Annotated in this window: 14 protein-coding genes; 12 read left to right on the forward strand and 2 right to left on the reverse strand. The window is 74.8% G+C overall.

The window, feature by feature from the left end; genetic code table 11:
• Positions 1-8: 8 nt before the first annotated feature.
• The 9 genes from LG379_RS08325 (at position 9) to LG379_RS08365 (ending at position 11,103) form a co-directional block, all read left to right on the forward strand.
• Complete coding sequence (locus LG379_RS08325) at positions 9-842, forward strand: thymidylate synthase (protein WP_225754110.1); 834 nt, start codon at positions 9-11, stop codon at positions 840-842.
• Positions 843-855: 13 nt separating this feature from the next.
• Positions 856-1,341, forward strand: coding sequence for a dihydrofolate reductase (locus tag LG379_RS08330; RefSeq protein ID WP_304522451.1), 486 nt, complete (start codon positions 856-858; stop codon positions 1,339-1,341).
• Positions 1,342-1,501: 160 nt separating this feature from the next.
• On the forward strand, positions 1,502-2,410 hold the full coding sequence (dapA, locus tag LG379_RS08335; protein WP_225754112.1) for a 4-hydroxy-tetrahydrodipicolinate synthase: 909 nt from the start codon (positions 1,502-1,504) through the stop codon (positions 2,408-2,410).
• Positions 2,410-4,095 (forward strand): ribonuclease J, encoded by a 1,686-nt coding sequence (locus tag LG379_RS08340; protein ID WP_225754113.1) that lies wholly within the window; start codon positions 2,410-2,412, stop codon positions 4,093-4,095. The genes dapA and LG379_RS08340 overlap by 1 nt, the downstream gene beginning before the upstream one ends.
• A gap of 84 nt (positions 4,096-4,179) precedes the next feature.
• On the forward strand, positions 4,180-6,900 hold the full coding sequence (locus LG379_RS08345; protein ID WP_225754114.1) for a DNA translocase FtsK: 2,721 nt from the start codon (positions 4,180-4,182) through the stop codon (positions 6,898-6,900).
• Positions 6,879-9,236, forward strand: a complete 2,358-nt coding sequence (locus LG379_RS08350; RefSeq protein WP_225754115.1) for a bifunctional diguanylate cyclase/phosphodiesterase — start codon at positions 6,879-6,881, stop codon at positions 9,234-9,236. The genes LG379_RS08345 and LG379_RS08350 overlap by 22 nt, the downstream gene beginning before the upstream one ends.
• A gap of 9 nt (positions 9,237-9,245) precedes the next feature.
• Positions 9,246-9,836, forward strand: a complete 591-nt coding sequence (pgsA, locus tag LG379_RS08355; protein WP_225754116.1) for a CDP-diacylglycerol--glycerol-3-phosphate 3-phosphatidyltransferase — start codon at positions 9,246-9,248, stop codon at positions 9,834-9,836.
• The gene (locus LG379_RS08360; RefSeq protein ID WP_370634475.1) at positions 9,833-10,411 is read left to right on the forward strand and encodes a CinA family protein; all 579 of its coding nucleotides are present in this window, start codon (positions 9,833-9,835) and stop codon (positions 10,409-10,411) included. The genes pgsA and LG379_RS08360 overlap by 4 nt, the downstream gene beginning before the upstream one ends.
• Positions 10,412-10,755: 344 nt before the next feature.
• Positions 10,756-11,103 (forward strand): helix-turn-helix domain-containing protein, encoded by a 348-nt coding sequence (locus LG379_RS08365; protein WP_225754117.1) that lies wholly within the window; start codon positions 10,756-10,758, stop codon positions 11,101-11,103.
• A gap of 38 nt (positions 11,104-11,141) precedes the next feature.
• On the opposite strand, the gene LG379_RS08370 is transcribed toward LG379_RS08365, so the two are convergent.
• Together LG379_RS08370 and LG379_RS08375 are read right to left on the reverse strand one after the other, a co-directional pair.
• The gene (locus LG379_RS08370; protein WP_225754118.1) at positions 11,142-11,939 is read right to left on the reverse strand and encodes a DNA-formamidopyrimidine glycosylase family protein; all 798 of its coding nucleotides are present in this window, start codon (positions 11,937-11,939) and stop codon (positions 11,142-11,144) included.
• A gap of 3 nt (positions 11,940-11,942) precedes the next feature.
• Complete coding sequence (locus LG379_RS08375) at positions 11,943-17,177, reverse strand: DEAD/DEAH box helicase (RefSeq protein ID WP_225754119.1); 5,235 nt, start codon at positions 17,175-17,177, stop codon at positions 11,943-11,945.
• Between the two features lie 140 nt (positions 17,178-17,317).
• Here LG379_RS08375 and LG379_RS08380 point away from each other — a divergent pair, with 140 nt between their 5' ends.
• The 3 genes from LG379_RS08380 to LG379_RS08390 all read left to right on the forward strand — a co-directional run bounded on the left by LG379_RS08380 (position 17,318) and on the right by LG379_RS08390 (position 19,433).
• Complete coding sequence (locus tag LG379_RS08380; RefSeq protein ID WP_225754120.1) at positions 17,318-17,542, forward strand: DUF3046 domain-containing protein; 225 nt, start codon at positions 17,318-17,320, stop codon at positions 17,540-17,542.
• 281 nt (positions 17,543-17,823) lie between these two features.
• Positions 17,824-18,864 carry a recombinase RecA gene (recA, locus tag LG379_RS08385; protein WP_225754121.1) on the forward strand — a complete coding sequence of 347 codons (1,041 nt, stop codon included), beginning with the start codon at positions 17,824-17,826 and terminating at the stop codon, positions 18,862-18,864.
• A 65-nt stretch (positions 18,865-18,929) separates the two neighbouring features.
• Positions 18,930-19,433: a regulatory protein RecX gene (locus LG379_RS08390; RefSeq protein ID WP_225754122.1), complete on the forward strand. Its 504-nt coding sequence runs from the start codon at positions 18,930-18,932 to the stop codon at positions 19,431-19,433.
• Positions 19,434-19,457 lie beyond the last annotated feature (24 nt).

Consider the following 19,457-nt stretch of genomic DNA (forward strand, 5'->3'; position numbering starts at 1 on the left):
TGACCCGCATGCCGGACGACGCCGCCACGAGCCCAGCGACGACCCCCTCCAGCACCCCGTACGAGGACCTGCTGCGCCTCGTCATGGAGACCGGGACGCCGAAGTCCGACCGCACGGGGACGGGGACGAGGAGCGTCTTCGGCCACCAGATGCGGTTCGACCTGCGCGCGGGCTTCCCGCTGGTCACCACGAAGCGCGTCCACCTCCGCTCGGTCGTCTACGAGCTGCTGTGGTTCCTGCGCGGCGACCCGAACGTCCGGTGGCTGCAGGAGAACGGTGTGACGATCTGGGACGAGTGGGCGGCGCCCGACGGCGACCTGGGTCCCGTCTACGGCGTGCAGTGGCGGTCGTGGCCGACCCCGGACGGCGGGACGGTCGACCAGCTGGCCCAGGTGATCGAGACGCTGCGGCGCGACCCGGACTCGCGTCGGATGGTGGTGTCGGCGTGGAACGTCGCGGACATCCCGCGCATGGCACTCGCGCCGTGCCACGCCTTCTTCCAGTTCTACGTCGCGGACGGCCGGCTCTCCTGCCAGCTCTACCAGCGCAGCGCCGACCTGTTCCTCGGCGTGCCGTTCAACATCGCCTCCTACGCACTCCTGACGCACATGGTCGCGCAGCAGGCCGACCTCGAGGTGGGGGACCTCGTCTGGACCGGCGGGGACTGCCACGTCTACGACAACCACGTGGACCAGGTGCGTGAGCAGCTCTCGCGCGAGCCCTACCCGTCACCGACTCTCCGGCTGAGGCGGGCGGCGTCCATCGACGGGTACGTGTTCGAGGACGTCCAGGTCGTCGACTACCGCCACCACCCCGCCATCAAGGCGCCCGTGGCGGTCTGACGCCGTGCTGGGGATGGTCTGGGCCGAGGCGCACGGCGGCGTGATCGGGCGCGACGGCGCGATGCCGTGGCACGTCCCGGAGGACCTGGCGCACTTCCGAGGCCTGACGCGCGGGCACGTCGTCGTCATGGGCAGAGGGACCTGGGACGCCCTGCCGGAGCGGTTCCGGCCGCTGCCGGACCGGGAGAACCTGGTCCTCACCCGCCGAGCCGGCCTCGAGCTGCCCGGCGCGCGGGTCGCGGCCTCCGTGACGCAGGCGCTCGACGTCGTGGGCGACCGGGACGCGTGGGTGATCGGCGGGGGGCAGGTGTACCGGGCGTTCGAGCCGGTCGCGGACCGGCTGGAGGTCACCGAGCTGGACGTCGACGTGGAGGGTGACACCACGGCCCCCGCGGTCGACCCGGCGCGATGGCGGCTCGTCGCGACCGTCCCCGCGGAGGGGTGGGCGCTGGCCGTGTCGGGGGTGCCGTACCGGTTCAGGAGCTACGTGCGGCGCTGAGAGGGCGGGCGCGCTGGTGCGGCGCGCCCGGCTCGAGACCGCATCCGGCGGGGGCGTCCCCCGAGTGGGTGCCCGGGCACACCTCGACCGGCGACCGCGGGCGGCGCCCCCACATGGTCACGGCCGCCGCACCCGCACGCGCAGCGGTACTTTGTCCGCCATGGTGCCGACCACTGCCCACCGTCCGTTCGGGGCCGTCCTCACCGCGATGGTCACCCCGATGACCGACGACGGCGCGGTCGACCTCGACGCCGCCGCGGCGCTGGCCCGACACCTCGTCGACCACGGTCACGACGGCCTCGTCCTCAACGGCACCACCGGCGAGGCGCCCACGACGCACGCCCCCGAGAAGGCCGACCTCGTGCGCGCCGTCGTCGACGCGGTCGGCGACCGGGCCGTCGTCGTCGCCGGCGCGGGGTCGAACGACACGGCCCACGCGGTCCGCATGGCGGAGCAGGCGGCGGAGGCCGGTGCGCACGGGCTGCTCGTCGTCACGCCGTACTACTCCCGTCCGTCGCAGGAGGGCGTCTACCGGCACACCGTGGCGGTCGCGGACAGCACCGACCTGCCCGTCATGCTCTACGACGTCCCGGGCCGCACCGTCGTCCGCTACGCCGACGAGACCCTGGACCGGCTCGCTGAGCACGACCGTGTCGTCGCGATCAAGGACGCCACGGGCGACGTCGTCGGCGCCCTGCGGGGGATCCGACGCACCGGCCTGGCGTGGTACTCCGGCGACGACCCCCTCACCCTGCCGTTCCTCGCCCACGGCGCCGTCGGCGTCGTCAGCATGGCCGGCCACCTCGTCGGGGACGACATCGCCGCGATGATCCGGGCGGTCGACGCCGGCGACCTCGCCGCGGCCCGCGAGGCCCTCGTGAGGCAGCTGCCCGCCATCGAGGTCATCTGCGGGAGCGGCAACGGCGCACTCCGGTCCAAGCTCGCGCTGTGGCTGACGGGCGTCATCCCGAGCCCGGCCATGCGCCTGCCCCAGGTCCCCGCCGACGAGGCCGAGGTCGCCGCCGTCCGCGCCGCCCTCGTGTCCGCCGGTCTGCTCGAGGAGGCGTGATGTCCCACCCCCACCCCGAGCTCGGACTGCCGCCCGCGCTGGCGACCGGCGCCCTGCGCGTGGTCGCCCTCGGCGGCCTCGGCGAGATCGGCCGCAACATGGCCGTCCTCGAGCACGAGGGCCGGCTGCTCGTCATCGACTGCGGCGTCCTGTTCCCCGAGGACCACCAGCCGGGCGTGGACCTCATCCTCCCGGACTTCTCGTACATCGCGGACCGCCTCGACGACGTGGAGGCGCTCGTCCTCACGCACGGGCACGAGGACCACATCGGCGCCGTCCCGTACCTGCTGCGCCTGCGGCCCGACCTGCCCGTCGTGGGGTCCCAGCTGACGCTCGCGTTCGTGGAGGCCAAGCTCCGGGAGCACCGGATCACGCCGTTCACGTTCGCCGTGAGCGAGGGGCAGCGGGAGGTGTTCGGTCCGTTCGACTGCGAGTTCGTCGCCGTCAACCACTCGATCCCGGACGCTCTCGCCGTCGCCGTGCGCACCGGCGCCGGGCTCGTCCTCCACACGGGCGACTTCAAGATGGACCAGCTGCCGCTGGACGGCCGGATCACCGACCTCAGGGCGTTCGCCCGCCTGGGCGAGGAAGGGGTCGACCTGTTCATGGTCGACTCCACGAACGCCGAGGTCCCCGGCTTCACCACGCACGAGCGCGAGATCGGCCCCGTGCTGGACTCGGTCTTCGCGGGCGCGGAGCAGCGCGTCATCGTCGCGTCGTTCGCCTCGCACGTGCACCGCGTCCAGCAGGTGCTGGACGCCGCCCACTCCCACGGCCGGAAGGTCGCGCTGGTCGGCCGCTCGATGGTCCGCAACATGGGGATCGCCGCCGACCTCGGCTACCTCACCGTGCCCGGCGACGTCCTGGTCGACGTCAAGCAGGTCGACGACCTCCCGCCGGACCGGGTGGTGCTCATGTGCACCGGCTCGCAGGGCGAGCCGATGGCGGCGCTGTCCCGGATGGCCAACCGGGACCACAGGGTGCAGGTCGGGCACGGGGACACCGTCGTCCTCGCGTCGTCGATGATCCCCGGCAACGAGAACGCCGTCTTCCGCGTCATCAACGGCCTCATGCGGCTCGGCGCCACGGTCGTCCACCAGGGCAACGCCCGCGTCCACGTGTCGGGCCACGCCAGTGCCGGCGAGCTCCTGTACTGCTACAACATCCTGCGCCCGCGCAACGTCATGCCCGTGCACGGGGAGGTCCGCCACCTCGTCGCCAACGGCGCGATCGCGGTGCGCTCCGGAGTGCCGGCGGACCGGGTCGTGCTCGCCGAGGACGGCGTCGTGGTCGACCTCGTCGACGGGCGCGCGTCCGTCGTCGGCGTGGTGCCCTGCGGCTACGTCTACGTCGACGGCTCGAGCGTGGGGACCCTCACCGACGCCGAGCTCAAGGACCGGCGGATCCTCGGGGAGGAGGGGTTCATCTCGATCTTCGCCGTCGTCGACTCGGCCACGGGCAAGGTGGTCGCGGGGCCGCAGATCCACGCGCGCGGCTTCGCGGAGGACGAGTCGGTGTTCGCAGAGATCCAGCCCGAGGTGGCCCGCGCGCTCGAGGAGGCCGCGACGACCGGCACCGCCGACAACCACCAGCTCCAGCAGGTCATGCGCCGGGTCGTCGGCCGGTGGGTGTCGAACCGGCTGCGCCGTCGGCCGATGATCATCCCGGTGGTCGTGGAGGCGTGAGCCGTGGGTGCGGACACACCGCACCCGGCCGACACCGGCCCGCCCTCCCCGGTCCGCGGGGGCTCCGCGGGTAGCGTGGAGCGCATGTCCACGCGCACCCCCACCGGACGCCCCGCCGCGCGGGCGTCGGCCACGCGCGCCGGCGCACCCGCCGCCTCGGGCCGTGGCCGCACGGGCGCGTCCACCCGGCCCGCCGGCCGCGGCTCGACGGCCGCTGCGCCGCCGCAGCGGTCGCTGCCCGTCCGCATCGTGCGCGGGGTGTTCATGGGCAGCGCGCACCTGGTCGGCGGCACCGCACGGCGCATCGGCCACGGCGCACGCGACCTCGACCCGGCGCACCGACGCGACGGTCTCGCCTTCGTGCTCCTCGGCCTCGCCGTCGTCGTCGCGGCGCGCGAGTGGTGGGCCCTGTCGGGTGCGGCGGGGGAGGCGATCCACGCGGTGGTCGCCGGGACCTTCGGCGTCGTCGGCGTGGCCGTCCCGTTGTTCCTGCTCGCCGGCGCGGTGCGCCTCATGCGCCACCCGGAGCGCGTGGACGCCAACGGGCGGATCGTCATCGGCCTGGGCGCGATCGTGCTCGCCGTCTGCGGGCTGGTCCACCTGTCCGCCGGCGTGCCGTCGCCGCGGGACGGCTTCGGCCCCGTCCGCGAGGCGGGCGGCGTGCTGGGGTACGTCATCGCCGCCCCGCTCGAGGCGCTCGTGACCGTCTGGGTCACCGTGCCGCTCCTGCTGCTGCTCGCGGTGTTCGGCGTGCTCGTCGTCACCGCGACGCCCGTCCACCAGGTCGTCCCGCGGCTGCGCTCCGCGTACCACTGGGCGACCGGTCGCCGCCACCACCCCGAGGCCGGCGAGGACCCCGACGGCACGTCGATCGCCGACCTCCCGACGCTCGCGCAGCAGCAGCACGGCCACCCGGACAAGCCGCGACGCCGGCTGCCCGGCCGTCGGCGCGCCGTCCTCGACGACGACGCCGCGGCCGCCGCCCGTGCCGCCGAGGGCGGGTTCGCGGGCGACGAGGCCTTCGAGACCGCCGCGGTCACGGAGCCGGCAGGCGACGCCGACCCCGGCGCGGCCGACGTCGACCAGGACGTCACCGAGGTCGTCGCCGCGCCGGACGACGTCGCCACGTCGCTGCTGGGCGTCACGGGGGCCGCACCGGCCCCGACGATGCCCGCCCCCATGCCGCGCGGCGAGCAGCCGATGCTCTCCGGCGACGTGGTCTACACGCTGCCGGCGGAGTCGCTCCTGGCGAAGGGCATGGCCCACAAGGTGCGGTCGGCCGCGAACGACCGGGTGGTCGAGGCGCTCACCGGCGTCTTCGAGCAGTTCGAGATCGACGCCCAGGTCACCGGCTTCACGCGGGGCCCGACGGTGACCCGCTACGAGGTGGAGCTGGGCTCCGGCACCAAGGTGGAGCGCGTCACGGCACTGGGCCGGAACATCTCCTACGCGGTCGCGAGCGCCGACGTCCGCATCCTCTCCCCGATCCCCGGCAAGTCCGCGATCGGCATCGAGATCCCCAACACCGACCGCGAGACGGTCTCGCTCGGGGACGTCCTGCGGTCGTCCTCCGCGCGCCGCAGCGAGCACCCCATGGTGATCGGGGTCGGCAAGGACGTCGAGGGCGGCTACGTCGTGGCGAACCTCGCCAAGATGCCGCACCTCCTGGTCGCGGGCGCGACGGGCGCGGGCAAGTCGAGCTTCGTGAACTCGATGATCACGTCGATCCTCATGCGCTCGACGCCCGACGAGGTGCGGATGATCCTCGTCGACCCCAAGCGGGTCGAGCTGACGTTGTACGAGGGCATCCCGCACCTCATCACGCCGATCATCACGAACCCCAAGAAGGCCGCGGAGGCCCTCGAGTGGGTCGTGCGGGAGATGGAGTCCCGCTACGACGACCTGGCGATGTTCGGCTACAAGCACATCGACGACTTCAACGCGGGTGTCCGGTCGGGCAAGGTCAAGCCGCTGCCCGGCAGCGAGCGCAAGGTCGCCCCCTACCCGTACCTGCTCGTCATCGTCGACGAGCTGGCCGACCTCATGATGGTCGCTCCCCGCGACGTCGAGGCCTCGATCCAGCGGATCACGCAGCTCGCGCGGGCGGCGGGGATCCACCTCGTGCTCGCGACCCAGCGACCGAGCGTCGACGTCGTCACCGGCCTCATCAAGGCCAACGTGCCGTCCCGGCTGGCGTTCGCGACCTCCTCCCTCACGGACTCCCGGGTCGTCCTGGACCAGCCGGGCGCGGAGAAGCTCATCGGTCAGGGCGACGCCCTCTTCCTGCCCATGGGTGCCGCGAAGCCCATGCGTGTCCAGGGTGCGTGGGTCGCCGAGAGCGAGATCCACGCCGTCGTGGAGCACGTCCGGACGCAGCTCAAGCCGACCTACCGCGAGGACGTGGCTGCCCCGGCCGCGAAGAAGCAGGTGGACGAGGACATCGGCGACGACCTCGACCTCCTGCTCCAGGCCGCCGAGCTCGTCGTGACGACGCAGTTCGGGTCGACGTCGATGCTGCAGCGCAAGCTGCGCGTCGGGTTCGCCAAGGCGGGGCGCCTCATGGACCTGCTCGAGTCCCGCGAGATCGTGGGGCCCTCCGAGGGCTCCAAGGCGCGCGACGTCCTCGTGCAGCCGGACGACCTCGCCGGGACGCTCGCCATGCTGCGCGGCGAACCGGGTGAGAACGCGGGTGAGATCCCGCCGCAGGGAACAGGTCATGACGACGCGGGGCTGACCGATGGTGCCGGTGTGGAGAACGAGCGCACACCGGACGACGGTCAGCGATGGTCGCCGACGGCGGGCTGAGCCCGGGCGCCCTGGCGCCGACCGTCGCCGCCGTGGTGCTCCTGCTGCTGGGGGTAGTCCTCGCCGTGCTCGTACGGCGCTCCGCCCGCGCCCTCGAGCGCCGAGAGCGCCGGGTGCGTGACCTGACCCGGCGCCTCGCGGCCGTCCTGGACGGCGGGCGCGACGGCGTCGTCGTGCACGGCGCGGACGGTGTCATCGACGCGAACGAGGCGATGGCCGTGCTCGTGGACGTCCCCCGGGCCGGGCTGCTCGGCGTGCCGGTCGAGGAGCTGCCCGTCCGGTGGATCAGCGAGGGCGCGGAGCCGGTCACCTCGGCGTCCGTCTTCGCCCGCCGGACGTACGTGGGTCCCACACCGCCGCCGCCCCTCGTCGTGGGCGCCGTCCCGGAGTCGGGCGCGGCCATCCGCTGGGTGCAGGTCACCACGCGCGCGACGGCGACCCCCGAGGGCGACCAGGAGCTCGTCACCACCTTCGCGGACATGACCGGTCCCCGGCAGATCCGCGCCGCGCTGGCGCGCTCGGAGAAGCAGTTCCAGGCGGCGATGGAGAACGCGCCGATCGGCATGGCGCTCCTGGACCCGCGGTGGCGGCTGGAGCAGGTGAACAACGCGCTGTCCCAGCTCCTCGGTGCCGAGCCGAGAGCGCTGCGCGGCCGGGACCTGTCCGCGCTGTCCCACCCGGAGGACAGGGCGGCCGAGCGCGCTGCCGTCCACCGCCTGCTGTCCGGCGAGGCCGAGCGGTTCACGCTGGAGAAGCGGTACCAGCGCTCGGACGGCCAGACCGTCTGGGCGGTCCTGGACGTCGTCCTCGTGCGGACGGAGGACGGTGCCGCCGAGAACTTCGTCGCGCAGCTCCGGGACGTCACCGAGACCCGGATGCAGTCCGAGCTCCTCGCCCACCGGGCGATGCACGACGCGCTGACCGGTCTGGCCAACCGCGCCCACATGCAGGAGGCGCTGGAGCGGGCGCTCACCCATCCGGACGTCACCGGCCGCGTCGCCGTCCTCCTCGTCGACCTCGACGAGTTCAAGCCCATCAACGACACCTACGGGCACGCCACCGGCGACGAGGTGCTCGTCCACGTCGCCGGCGTCCTGCGGGCGGCCACGGCCGGCCGCGGCACGGTCGCGCGGATGGGCGGCGACGAGTTCGTGGTGGTCGTCGAGGACGCGGACGCCGGTCGCGTCACGTTCGAGGTGGCGGCGGCGATCCACGCCGCGCTGCGCGTCCCCGCGCGGACCCAGCGACGCCGCGTCCCCGTCCACGCCAGCATCGGCGTCGCGCTCGCCGACCCGTCGGCCGTGACGCCGACCGCGATGGCGATGCTCGCGGCCGCCGACACGGCCCTGTACCGGGCGAAGGGGAACGGTCGCTCCTGCACGGTCGTCTACGACCCCTCGATGGGGTCGTCCGCGTCGTCCAAGCTCGCCGTCGCCGCCGAGCTCGCGGCCGCCATCGAGGCCGGCCAGCTCCTCCTGCACTACCAGCCGACCGTCGACCTCGGCACGGGTCACGTCGTCGGCCACGAGGCGCTGGTGCGGTGGCAGCACCCCCAGCGTGGCCTGCTGCTGCCCGGTGCCTTCCTCCCGACCGTGACCGAGACCGGTCTCGGGATGGCCCTCAACGCGACGGTGGTACGGCAGGCCGTGCAGCACCTGGCGCGGACGGCGGAGGTCGGGCGCTGGGTCTCCGTGAACGTCTCTGCGGAGCACCTCGGTGACGGGGAGCTCGTCGCGCGTGTCATCGACGACGTGCGGTCGCACGGCATCGCGTCCGGCCGGCTTGTCGTCGAGCTCACGGAGGGCGGCCTGGGTGACCCGGGCTCGCGGATCCGGCAGGAGATCGCCGCCCTGCGCGCGGCCGGGGTCCCGGTGCTCGTCGACGACTTCGGCACCGGTGCGGCGCCGCTGGCGTACCTGCGGGACCTGCCCGTGGACGGGGTCAAGCTCGACATGTCCTACGCCGCCGGCATCCCGGAGGACCCGGTCGCCGGACGGGTGTCCCGGGCCCTGGGCGCCCTGGCCCGCGAGATGGGGATGGTCACCGTCGCCGAGGGCATCGAGACGCGCGAGCAGGCCGCGTTCATGCACGCGTGCGGCTGGCGGTACGGCCAGGGATGGCTCTTCGGCGCCGGCCAGTCCGAGGCGGTCCTGCAGCTCGCGTACCGACCGTCCGGTGACCTGCCGGACGCGCTCGTCGACGTGGTCCCGCAGCCGCGGGCGGGTGTGGCCGCGACCGATCCCGCGACCGTTCCGTCGGACGGGCGTAGGGCGGACGCGGTGCCCGCGGTGCACGAGGTCCGACCGAGCGGCGCGACGGGAGCCGCGGCGCCGTAGGGTGGGGCCGTGGCGACGGCAGCACTGGTGTGGAACCTGGCGAACGGCGTGACCCTCGCCCGCATCCTCCTCGTGCCCCTCGTGGTCGTGCTGCTCGTCGCGGACGGCGGCGAGGGCGGGCCGTGGCGGTGGGCGGCAGCCGGTGCGTTCGTGCTCGCGGCCGCCACGGACCGTCTCGACGGGTGGCTCGCACGCCGGATGGACCAGGTCACGGACTGGGGCAAGCTCGTGGACCCCATCGCCGACAAGCTGCTCGTCGGCGCCTCCCTCGTGATGCTGTCGCTGCTCGGCGACCTGCCGTGGTGGGTCACCGTCGTGATCCTCGCCCGGGAGCTCGGGATCACGGCCATGCGCTTCGCGGTCCTGCGCTACGTCGTCATCCCGGCGTCCCCGGGAGGCAAGCTCAAGACCGTCCTGCAGTCCGTCGGGATCGCGCTGTTCCTGCTGCCGCTGGACCGGCTCCCCGACGTCGTGACGGTGGTGGCGTGGGTCTTCGTCGTCGCCGCGGTCGTCGTCACCGTCGTCACGGGACTGGACTACGCGCGTCGCGGGTGGCAGGTGCGACGGGCCGCGGTGTCGCCACCACCCGCCGAGGGGTGAGCGCTCCGGGCGTGGCAGGGCCGGGCGGCGACGAACGTGCCGGGGCAGCCCCGGCGGTCGCGGTCGACGTCGTGCGGACCGCCACCGGTCTCGGCGCGACCATCGCGGTGGCCGAGTCCCTCACGGGGGGCGCGGTGACGGACGCCCTGGTCACCGTCCCGGGCGCGTCCGCGTGCCTGCGGGGCGGCGTGGTGGCCTACGCGACGGACGTCAAGCGCGACGTCCTCGGCGTGGAGGCGACGCTCCTCGAGCGGCACGGCGCGGTGCACGCCGACGTCGCCGCAGCGATGGCGGCCCGGGTACGGGTCGTGCTCGGGGCGGACTACGGCGTGGCGACGACAGGCGTCGCCGGGCCGGACGCGCAGGACGGCCGGCCCCCCGGCACCGTGCACGTGGCCGTGAGCGGTCCGGACGGCACCCGCGTCCGGTCCTCGGGTCCCGCGGACCGACTGGCCGGCGGTGGCCGTCCCGCCGTGCGGGCCTGGGCGCGGGATGCCGCGCTCGCGCTCCTCCTGGAGGCGCTGACCGCAGCCGCGGAGAGCGGGTCGGCGCCGACGGTCCGAGGCCTGGACTGATCACTGGGCCGATCGGGTGCCCTCACCGGCGACAGTCGACCTGCCGCCACGGGGCGCGGCCGCCCCCGCGACGGCGACCGGAGGGCTCACGGCACGCACGGCGTCCCCTGAGACGCCGCTGAGCGGCCACGACGCTCGGCGGCAGCCACCGGGGGAACACCGCCCAGGTGGGTCGCGTTGGGCTGGGTGTGACGACGACGAGATCCCCGCAGCGCGCTGGCCGCGAACCTGTCCGCCCTGCGGGGTACGGTGGGACCCCCTCGCGGGTCCGACCCTCCGGGGTCGTCCGCCCCAGCAACCCGGGTGCTCCCCGCGTCCCGGTGCCGACGGAAGGAGGTCGTCCGATGGTCGTCCTACGACGTGAGATCGGTGACGTCCTCCGCGACGCACGCCAGCGCCAGGGGCGCACCCTCCGCGAGGTGTCCTCGGCGGCCCGGGTGTCGCTCGGCTACCTCAGCGAGGTCGAGCGGGGCCAGAAGGAGGCGTCCTCCGAGCTGCTCGCATCGATCTGCGACGCGCTCGACGTGCACCTGTCGGTGGTGCTGCGTGAGGTCAGCGACCGTGTCGCGGTCGCCGAGGGTCTTCTCGTCCCCGACACCGTGCCCGCCGACCTGGCCGCCGGCTGGGGCCGTCCGCGCACCGGCGAGAGCTGGTCGCGCTCCGGCGACGGCGCCCTCACGCCTGTCGGCTGAGGCGTCCGACCGGTCGGCCGGGACGCGGGGTCCCCGCGTCAGCGGCCCGTCTGGCAGGTGGGGCAGTAGAAGATCGGCCGCTCCATCGGAGGTCGGCGGGCCACCCCACGGACGACGGGCGTGCCGCACCGCAGGCACGGCCGTCCCGCGCGGTCGTGCACCCATGACGTGAGGCCACGCGGGCCGTCGCCCGTGGCCGTCGGCGTCGGCGCTGCCACGCTCCGTTCCATGAGCCGACGCGCGGTCATGAGCAGCGTCGGGACGTCGGTCACCTCGGCGGCCGGCGTCCACGGCCACAGCCGCCGCGCGTAGAGGGACTCCGCCGCGTACAGCGTGCCGATCCCCGCGCAGACCCTCTGGTCCAGCAGCACCTCGGCGATGGGGACGTCGCCGCGCTCGCTCACCCGGCGCAGGGCCTCCGCCAGCCCGAGCTGCGGGAAGTCGTCGGCGAGCACGTCCGGGCCGAGGTGGCCGATGAGCGTGTGCTCGTCGTCGGTGCGGACGACGTCCAGCATGCCCAGGCGGTGCCCGACCGCCGTCCACTGCGCCGTCCCCAGCACCGCGCGGACCCAGGGGCTCCGCGCGCGCGCCTCGCTCGTGCCCGTCCGGACGAGGCGCCAGGAGCCCTCCATGCGCAGATGCGTGTGGAGGCTCCGACCGTCGTCGAACCGCGTGAACAGGTGCTTGCCGTACGGGACGGTGCGCACCACGGTCGCCCCCACGAGGTCGACCCCGGCCGCCGAGGGCCACCGCAGCTCGGCACGCACCAGCTGCTGACCGGCGAGCGCTGCGTCCAGCGACCGCGCCGCACGCCGGAGGATGTCACCCTCGGGCACGGCTCACCGTCCGTCGCGGAGCCGCAGACCCCGGGGCGTCGCGGCGAAACCGGCTGTGGTCAGGGCGGTGGCGACCGGGCCGTCGAGGGTCGTCCGGTCCAGGACGTCGGCCCCGTCGATCCGCTGGAGCGTGAGTCGGCCGAGCCTGCCGGCCCGCGACGTCGTCGCGAGTGCCCCCGCCGCGGCGGCGAGAGGAGCGGTGTCCCGTGTGAAGGAGAGCACCGTGCGTCCACCTCGCTCGAGGTACAGCACGAGCGCGCCGCCCACCAGGACGACGACGGCGCCCGGCTTGCGTCCTGGTCGGTGCGCGCCGGGCCGCCGCACCCCCTCAGACGCACCGTCCTCGGCGGAGGCCGCACGGGCCGCCGTCGACGGCCCGTGCTGCTCCGGAGCGCTGTCGACCGGCGCCGGTGCGGAGGGCCACGCGAGCGCCGCACCGTACGGGTTCGCGGGATCCGTGGCTGCGAGGACGACGGTCGGCAGGTCCGACCGGGTCACGGACGTGCCGCGTCGGCTCGCCGGGTCGGGGGCGAGGTCAGCCGGTGCGTCGGCGAGCTCGTCGACGGCGTCCCGCGCGTCCTCGCGCAGCTCGTCCACCGCCCCCGGCAGGGCGAACTGGGACCCGCCGAGGTGCTCGACGAAGTAGCCGCGGCGGACCTTGCCGGCCTCCTCCAGACCGCTGAGCACCCGGTACACCGCGGTGAAGCGCCCGCCGATGCCCTCGGAGCCAGCGACCGCGCGCGTGAGCACGCCGTGCCGGTCGAGCAGCTGGACGGCGAGCGCGTGGCTGCGGACCGTCACGTCGGGTTCTCGTTCGGGCAGGAGCGACCACCGCCCTGGCGCGTCGGACGCTGCGGCCGGTCGCCCCGGTCGCAGGGCGATGCCACCGAGCGCACGCCCCGTGAGTGCTCGGCCACGCGGAGCCTGACGGCGGACCCGGTGCGCGGTCCCGCCCGACCCCGCCGCGAGCCGCGCGCGCAGCACCGCGAAGCCGTCGTTGGTGACCCAGCCCGCCCAGACGAGGTCCCACAGGGCCTCGGTCACCTCCGCCGTCGAGACCGAAGGCGCGGGAGGCGTCCCGGTGACGGGCGGCACGGGGACCTCCGGGGCCGCCCCGTCGGACCGCGCCCGGGTGCGGGCGGCAGGCTCCGCCGGTGGCGCGCCGGCGGCGTCCGCCACCAGCAGGGTCCGCACCCTGTCCACGAGACCGCTGAGGAAGAACGCCCCGCCGCCCGCGAGGGCCTGGACGAGCGCCGTGTGCACCGGACCTGCCAGGTGCGTCCCCGCCTCGCGCTCGGCGGGCGGCGCGAGGGTGAGGTCGGAGGTCCCGGCCGGGTGCAGGCTCACGAGACCGTCGCGGCCCGCGAGTGCGCCGTGCCCGGCCCAGAGCACCTCGCCGGAGGAGGTGAGCTCGTCGAGCATCGAGGGCGCGTAGTCCGTGATCCGCGCGGGGAGCACGAGGGTCTCCAGCGCGGACGCCGGCACGGCCGCCCCGGCGAGCTGCTCGACGACACGCGCCAACCCGTCGACCCCCCGCAGGGTGGTGCGGGGTCGGCGGGAGCGTGCGGCGGGGGAGGCGTCGGCGCGGTCCGGCGCGGCGTCGTCGTCGAGGGCTCGGCCGTCGTCCCCGCCGACCGTGGCGGGACCGACCCTGGCGGGTCCGGACGTGTGCTCGACCACGCCCTGCCACCGCGGCAGGAACACGCCCAGCCCCGGCTGGGCGACGGGCTCGACCTCGGCCCGCAGCGCGGCGAGCGACCGCCGCCGCAGGACGCGCAGCACGTCGAGGTCGCACCAGTCCTCTCCCGTCCCGCCGAGCGCCTCCGGCCGGAGCCGGCCGAAGGCCAGGACGCGCTGGGTCTCGAGCCGGCGCAGGACCTCCGTGACCACGCCGGTCCCCACGCCGAACCGTTCGGCCACGCGCGCCGCGGTGAAGGGACCGTGCGTGCGGGCGTGCCGGCGCAGCAGGTCCCCGAGCGGGTCCGGGACCAGCTCGGTGAAGACCTCCGGCACGCCGACGGGCAGGGCGACCCCGAGGGCGTCGCGGAGGCGCCCGGCGTCCTCGACGGCCGCCCACCACTCGCGGTCGCCGTGGCGCAGGTGCAGGACACGCCGGGACGTCACGAGCTCGGTCAGCCACGCGTCGACGTCGGCGTGGCGGTCCTCGCGGACGCGCTCGAGGACCTCGGTGGGGGTGAGCGGCCCGTGGCGGCGCACGACGTCGGCCAGGCCCTCGAGGTCCCGCGCGCGCCGGTCCGGCGCGGTGCCGGACAGCTCGGCCTCCGTGCGCACGACCGCCTCGGGGTCGAGCAGGTCCGCGAGCTGGGCGGCGCCGCCCTGGCCCAGGAGCTCGGCGAGGAGCGTGGGGTCGAGCGTCAGCGCCGCTGCCCGCCGCTCGGCCAGGGGCGCGTCGCCGTCGTAGAGGAACTGGGCGGTGTACCCGAACAGGAGGGACTGGGCGAACGGGGACGGGCTGGGGGTCGTGACCTCCACGACGCGCACCTGGCGTTGCCGGACCTGCAGCATGAGGTCGGTCAGCGCCGCCACGTCGAAGTCGTCCTGGAGGCACTCACGCGCCGCCTCGAGCAGCACGGGGAAGTCGGGGTACCGGGACGCGACGGAGAGCAGCTGCGCCGCGCGCTGCCGCTGCTGCCACAGCGGCTGGCGCCGGTCCGGCCGTCGACGGGGCAGCAGGAGTGACCGTGCGGCGGCCTCCCGGAACCGCGCCGCGAAGAGCGCGGAGGACCCGAGCTCGGCACGGACGGCCTCCGCGACCTCCTCGGGCTCGACGACGAGGTCGGTGAGGTCGACCTCCGGCCCGTCGCCCTCCTCCACCCAGCGCCCCGCCGCGACGTCCCAGGTGCCGCTGCTGGTGACGTCCGGCAGGCGCAGGACGATCCCGTCGTCGGAGTGCAGCGCAGCGGCGTCCAGTCCGTACCGGTCGCGCAGGCGGGCGGCGATCACCAGGGCCCACGGCGCGTGGACACGGGCGCCGTAGGGGGAGTGGACGACGACGCGCCAGTCGCCGATCTCGTCGCGGAACCGCTCGACCACGATCGTGCGGTCGTCCGGCAGCCGCCCGGTCGCGGCGCGCTGCTCCTCCAGGTAAGCCAGGAGGTTGTCGGTCGCCCAGTCGTCGAGCCCACCGGCGCGCACACGCCGCCGCGACTCCGCCGGGTCCGCCGCGGCCAGCTCCCGCACCCACCCGCCGAGTGCCCGGCCCAGCTCCGCCGGGCGGCCGGGGGAGTCGCCCTTCCAGAACGGCAGCCGGCCCGGGACCCCGGGCGCGGGGGAGACGAGCACGCGGTCGGGGGTGATGTCCTCGATCCGCCACGTGCTGGAGCCGAGGGTGAACGTGTCACCGACGCGGGACTCGTAGACCATCTCCTCGTCGAGCTCACCGACCCGCTTGCCCCCCCGCTGGGCACCGGGGCCGGCGCCGTCACCCTCCCCGCCGGTCAGCAGGAACACGCCGTACAGCCCCCGGTCGGGGATCGTGCCACCGCTCGTCGCGGCCAGGCGCAGGGCACCCGGACGCCCGGTCAGCACACCGGTGCTGCGGTCCCACACCAGCCGCGGACGAAGCTCCGCGAAGTCCTCGGACGGGTACCGGCCCGCGAGCATGTCGAGGACGGCACGCAGCGTCCCCTCGCCCAGCTCGGCGAACGGAGCGGCGCGGCGCACGACGGCGGCGAGGTCGTCCACCGTCCACTCGTCCACGGCGACCATCGCCACGACCTGCTGGGCGAGGACGTCCAGCGGGTTCTGCGGCACCGCGAGGGACTCGATCTGCCCGTCCCGCATGCGCTGGGCGATGACCGCCCCGGGGACCAGGTCCCCGCGGAACGTCGGGAAGAGCACGCCGCGCGACACGGCGCCCACCTGGTGGCCGGCGCGGCCGATCCGCTGCAGGCCGGACGCCACCGACGGTGGCGAGCCGACCTGGACGACGAGGTCGACGGCGCCCATGTCGATGCCCAGCTCCAGGGACGACGTGGCGACCACGGCCGGCAGGCGCCCGGCCTTGAGGTCCGACTCCGTCCGCGTCCGCTCCGTCCGGCTCATCGACCCGTGGTGGGCGCGCGCGAGGACGGAGGTGGGGTCGCCGGTGTCGATCCCCGCGGCGGCGCCGGACTGCGCCTGGACCTGGGCGGGCTGGAGCGTGCCGGGGTCCGGGACGTCCTCGCCCTGGCGCTCCGCCCACACCTCGTTCATCCGAGCCGTGAGCCTCTCGGCGCCGCGGCGGGAGTTCGTGAAGACAAGGGTCGAGCGGTGCGCGGCGACGAGGTCGACGACGCGCTCCTCGACGTGCGGCCAGATCGACGGCCGCGGCGGGGCGCCGGCCGCGGAGCCCGTGAGGTCCTGGGTGGGCTCCGGCACCCCCCGTCCTCGGCCCGGCCCCCGTGCCGACGACGGCGAGGGGCTCCCGGCCGACGCGAGGTCGGCCAGGTCGGGCACCGGGACGACCACCTCGACCTCGACACGCTTGGTCGACGGTGGCTGCACCACGGTGACCGTCCGGCCCCCGTCGGCCGTGGGCCGCGTTCCTGACAGGAAGCGGCTCACCGCGTCGACCGGTCGCACGGTCGCCGACAGGCCGACGCGCTGCGCCGGGCCGCCGTGCCGCTCCAGGAGCGCGTCGAGGCGCTCGAGGCTGACCGCGAGATGCGCGCCGCGCTTCGTGCCGGCGACCGCGTGGATCTCGTCGAGGATGACCGTGCGGACGCCGGCGAGCCCCGCTCGGGCCGCGGACGTCAGGACGAGGAAGAGCGACTCGGGCGTCGTGATGAGGATGTCCGGGGGGCGGGTCGCGAAGGACCGACGCTCGGACTGCGGCGTGTCCCCGGTGCGGACGCCGACCTCCACGTCCGCGACCACCAAGCCGGCACGGGCCGCGGCCTGCCGGATGCCCACCAGGGGCGACCGGAGGTTCCGCTCGACGTCCGCGGCGAGCGCCTTGAGCGGGGAGACGTACAGCACGCGGCACCGCTGCGCGGGGTCGGGCACGGGCTCCGTCATGAGCCGGTCGAGCGCCCACAGGAAGGCGGCGAGCGTCTTCCCCGAGCCGGTCGGGGCGACGACGAGCGCGTGGTCGCCCCGACGGACGGCCGACCACGCGCCGGCCTGCGCGGCGGTGGGAGCAGGGAAGGCGCCGGAGAACCAGTCACGTGTCGCGGCCGAGAACCCGGTGAGCGCCTCACGGGGGTCGCCCTCGTCGGGGCGCGTGGGGGCGGTCACCCGGTCATTGTGTCCGCTGGGTCCGACACGGCGCTCGCGGTCGTGGTCCGGACCTGTGGGGACGCTCAGCCGACGTCGGCGGCCGGCGCCGCCTGGTGCGCGCGGGGAGCCGGGAGCTCGCCGCATGGCACCCTGGTGGCGTGCGCTACAGCGAGTTCAGGGAGCTGGTCACCGACGTGCTCGGTCCGATCGGCCCGACCCTCGTGCGCGACCAGGTCCTCGGTCCGCTGGGGGACCGGACCGCGCAGGAGGCCCTCGACGACGGCCTGGACCCCCGGCTCGTCTGGCGCGCCCTCTGCGACGCGATGGACGTGCCCGACGGCCTGCGGTGGGGTCACGACCGACCGCGCCGCGCCCGGGACTGACGGCTCCGGGCGGGCCCGGCCCGGCCCGGGCGGGGGAGCGGTGGGGCACCGGACGTGGCTGACGGTGGCCTGTGACGGTCCTCCGGCGTGTCGGCGTCGCCAGCGACGCTGTCGAACAGGTGTTCGTCTAGCATGGTCCCCGGGGCGGTCGTCGTCGCTGTCGTCCACAGCGGGCACGGCCTCCCGGAGGTCGTGTCGGTGGCGGGACGTAGCGTCGGCGTACGACATCGGACCTGAACGACAGGGGCGGCAGACGCCCCCTGAGACCTGAGGTGGACACCATGCCTGCTCCTGCAGACCGCACCAAGGCGCTGGAGGCCGCTCTCGGCCAGATCGACCGCCAGTTCGGCAAGGGCTCGATCATGCGGCTCGGCGACGAGGGCCGGGCGCCCGTCGAGGTGATCCCCACCGGGTCGATCGCCCTCGACATCGCGCTCGGCATCGGCGGCCTCCCGCGTGGCAGGGTCGTCGAGATCTACGGCCCCGAGTCCAGCGGCAAGACCACCGTCGCGCTGCACGCCGTGGCGAACGCCCAGCGTGCCGGCGGCATCGCGGCGTTCATCGACGCGGAGCACGCGCTCGACCCGGAGTACGCCAAGAAGCTCGGCGTGGACACCGACGCCCTGCTCGTGTCCCAGCCGGACACCGGTGAGCAGGCGCTGGAGATCATGGACATGCTGATCCGCTCCGGCGCGATCGACGTGGTCGTCATCGACTCTGTCGCCGCCCTGGTGCCGAAGGCGGAGATCGAGGGCGAGATGGGGGACAGCCACGTCGGTCTCCAGGCCCGGCTCATGTCCCAGGCGCTGCGGAAGATCACCGGGGCGCTCAGCGCCTCGGGCACGACGGCGATCTTCATCAACCAGCTCCGCGAGAAGATCGGAGTCTTCTTCGGGTCGCCGGAGACGACGACCGGCGGCAAGGCGCTCAAGTTCTACGCCTCCGTCCGTTTGGACATCCGCCGGATCGAGACGCTCAAGGAGGGCACGGAGGCGGTCGGGAACCGCACCCGCGTCAAGGTGGTCAAGAACAAGGTCGCGCCGCCGTTCAAGCAGGCGGAGTTCGACATCCTCTACGGCGTGGGCATCTCCCGGGAGGGCGGGCTCATCGACCTCGGCGTCGAGCACGGCTTCGTCCGCAAGTCCGGCGCCTGGTACACGTACGAGGGCGACCAGCTCGGCCAGGGCAAGGAGAACGCCCGCGGGTTCCTGCGCGACAACCCCGACCTCGCCGACGAGATCGAGAAGAAGATCAAGGAGAAGCTCGGCATCGGTGCTCGCGTCGACGCGCCGGCCGACCCTGCCTCCGGGGTCGACTTCTGACGCGGTCACCCGAGCCGCCGGAGACCGGTTCGGCGGCGCAGGACGCCGAACCGGATCCCGAGTCCGTGGCGCGCGCGATCGTCCTGAGGCTCCTCACCGGTGCTCCACGCAGTCGGCACCAGCTCGAGCAGGCGCTGGCGAAGCGTGGCGTCGACGAGCAGGTGTCCGCGCGGGTCCTCGACCGCTTCACCGAGGTGGGGCTCGTGGACGACGCGGAGTACGCCCACATGCTCGTCCGGTCGCAGCGTGAGAGCCGTGGACTCGCTCGGCGGGCGCTCGCGCTCGAGCTGCGGCGTCGGGGCGTCGTGGGTCCGCACGCCGACGACGCCCTGGCGACCGTCGACGCGGAGGACGAGGAGGAGTCGGCCCGGGCGCTGCTGCGACGCAAGTGGCACGCCGGGCGGGACCTCGCCCCGGAGGTCCGCGCTCGCCGTGCCACGGCCATGCTTGCGCGCAAGGGGTACCCCGGTGCGCTCGCCGGGCGGCTCGTGCGGGAGATGATGGAGGAGACGCGGAGCGACGACTCCGAGGATCGTCACGATCCGTGGGATCCTGGGTCGCTCGACTAGGTCACGGCGCACGGAGGAAGCTGC

It is taken from the genome of Actinotalea sp. Marseille-Q4924 (genome assembly GCF_916618755.1).
Taxonomy (GTDB): Bacteria; Actinomycetota; Actinomycetes; order Actinomycetales; family Cellulomonadaceae; genus Actinotalea.

Coding starts and splice junctions, on each gene's coding strand:
- LG379_RS08325 (WP_225754110.1), top strand. CDS start 9: ATGCCGGACGACGCCGCCACGAGCCCAGCGACGACCCCCTCCAGCACC.
- LG379_RS08330 (WP_304522451.1), top strand. CDS start 856: ATGGTCTGGGCCGAGGCGCACGGCGGCGTGATCGGGCGCGACGGCGCG.
- dapA (WP_225754112.1), top strand. CDS start 1,502: ATGGTGCCGACCACTGCCCACCGTCCGTTCGGGGCCGTCCTCACCGCG.
- LG379_RS08340 (WP_225754113.1), top strand. CDS start 2,410: ATGTCCCACCCCCACCCCGAGCTCGGACTGCCGCCCGCGCTGGCGACC.
- LG379_RS08345 (WP_225754114.1), top strand. CDS start 4,180: ATGTCCACGCGCACCCCCACCGGACGCCCCGCCGCGCGGGCGTCGGCC.
- LG379_RS08350 (WP_225754115.1), top strand. CDS start 6,879: ATGGTCGCCGACGGCGGGCTGAGCCCGGGCGCCCTGGCGCCGACCGTC.
- LG379_RS08365 (WP_225754117.1), top strand. CDS start 10,756: ATGGTCGTCCTACGACGTGAGATCGGTGACGTCCTCCGCGACGCACGC.
- recA (WP_225754121.1), top strand. CDS start 17,824: ATGCCTGCTCCTGCAGACCGCACCAAGGCGCTGGAGGCCGCTCTCGGC.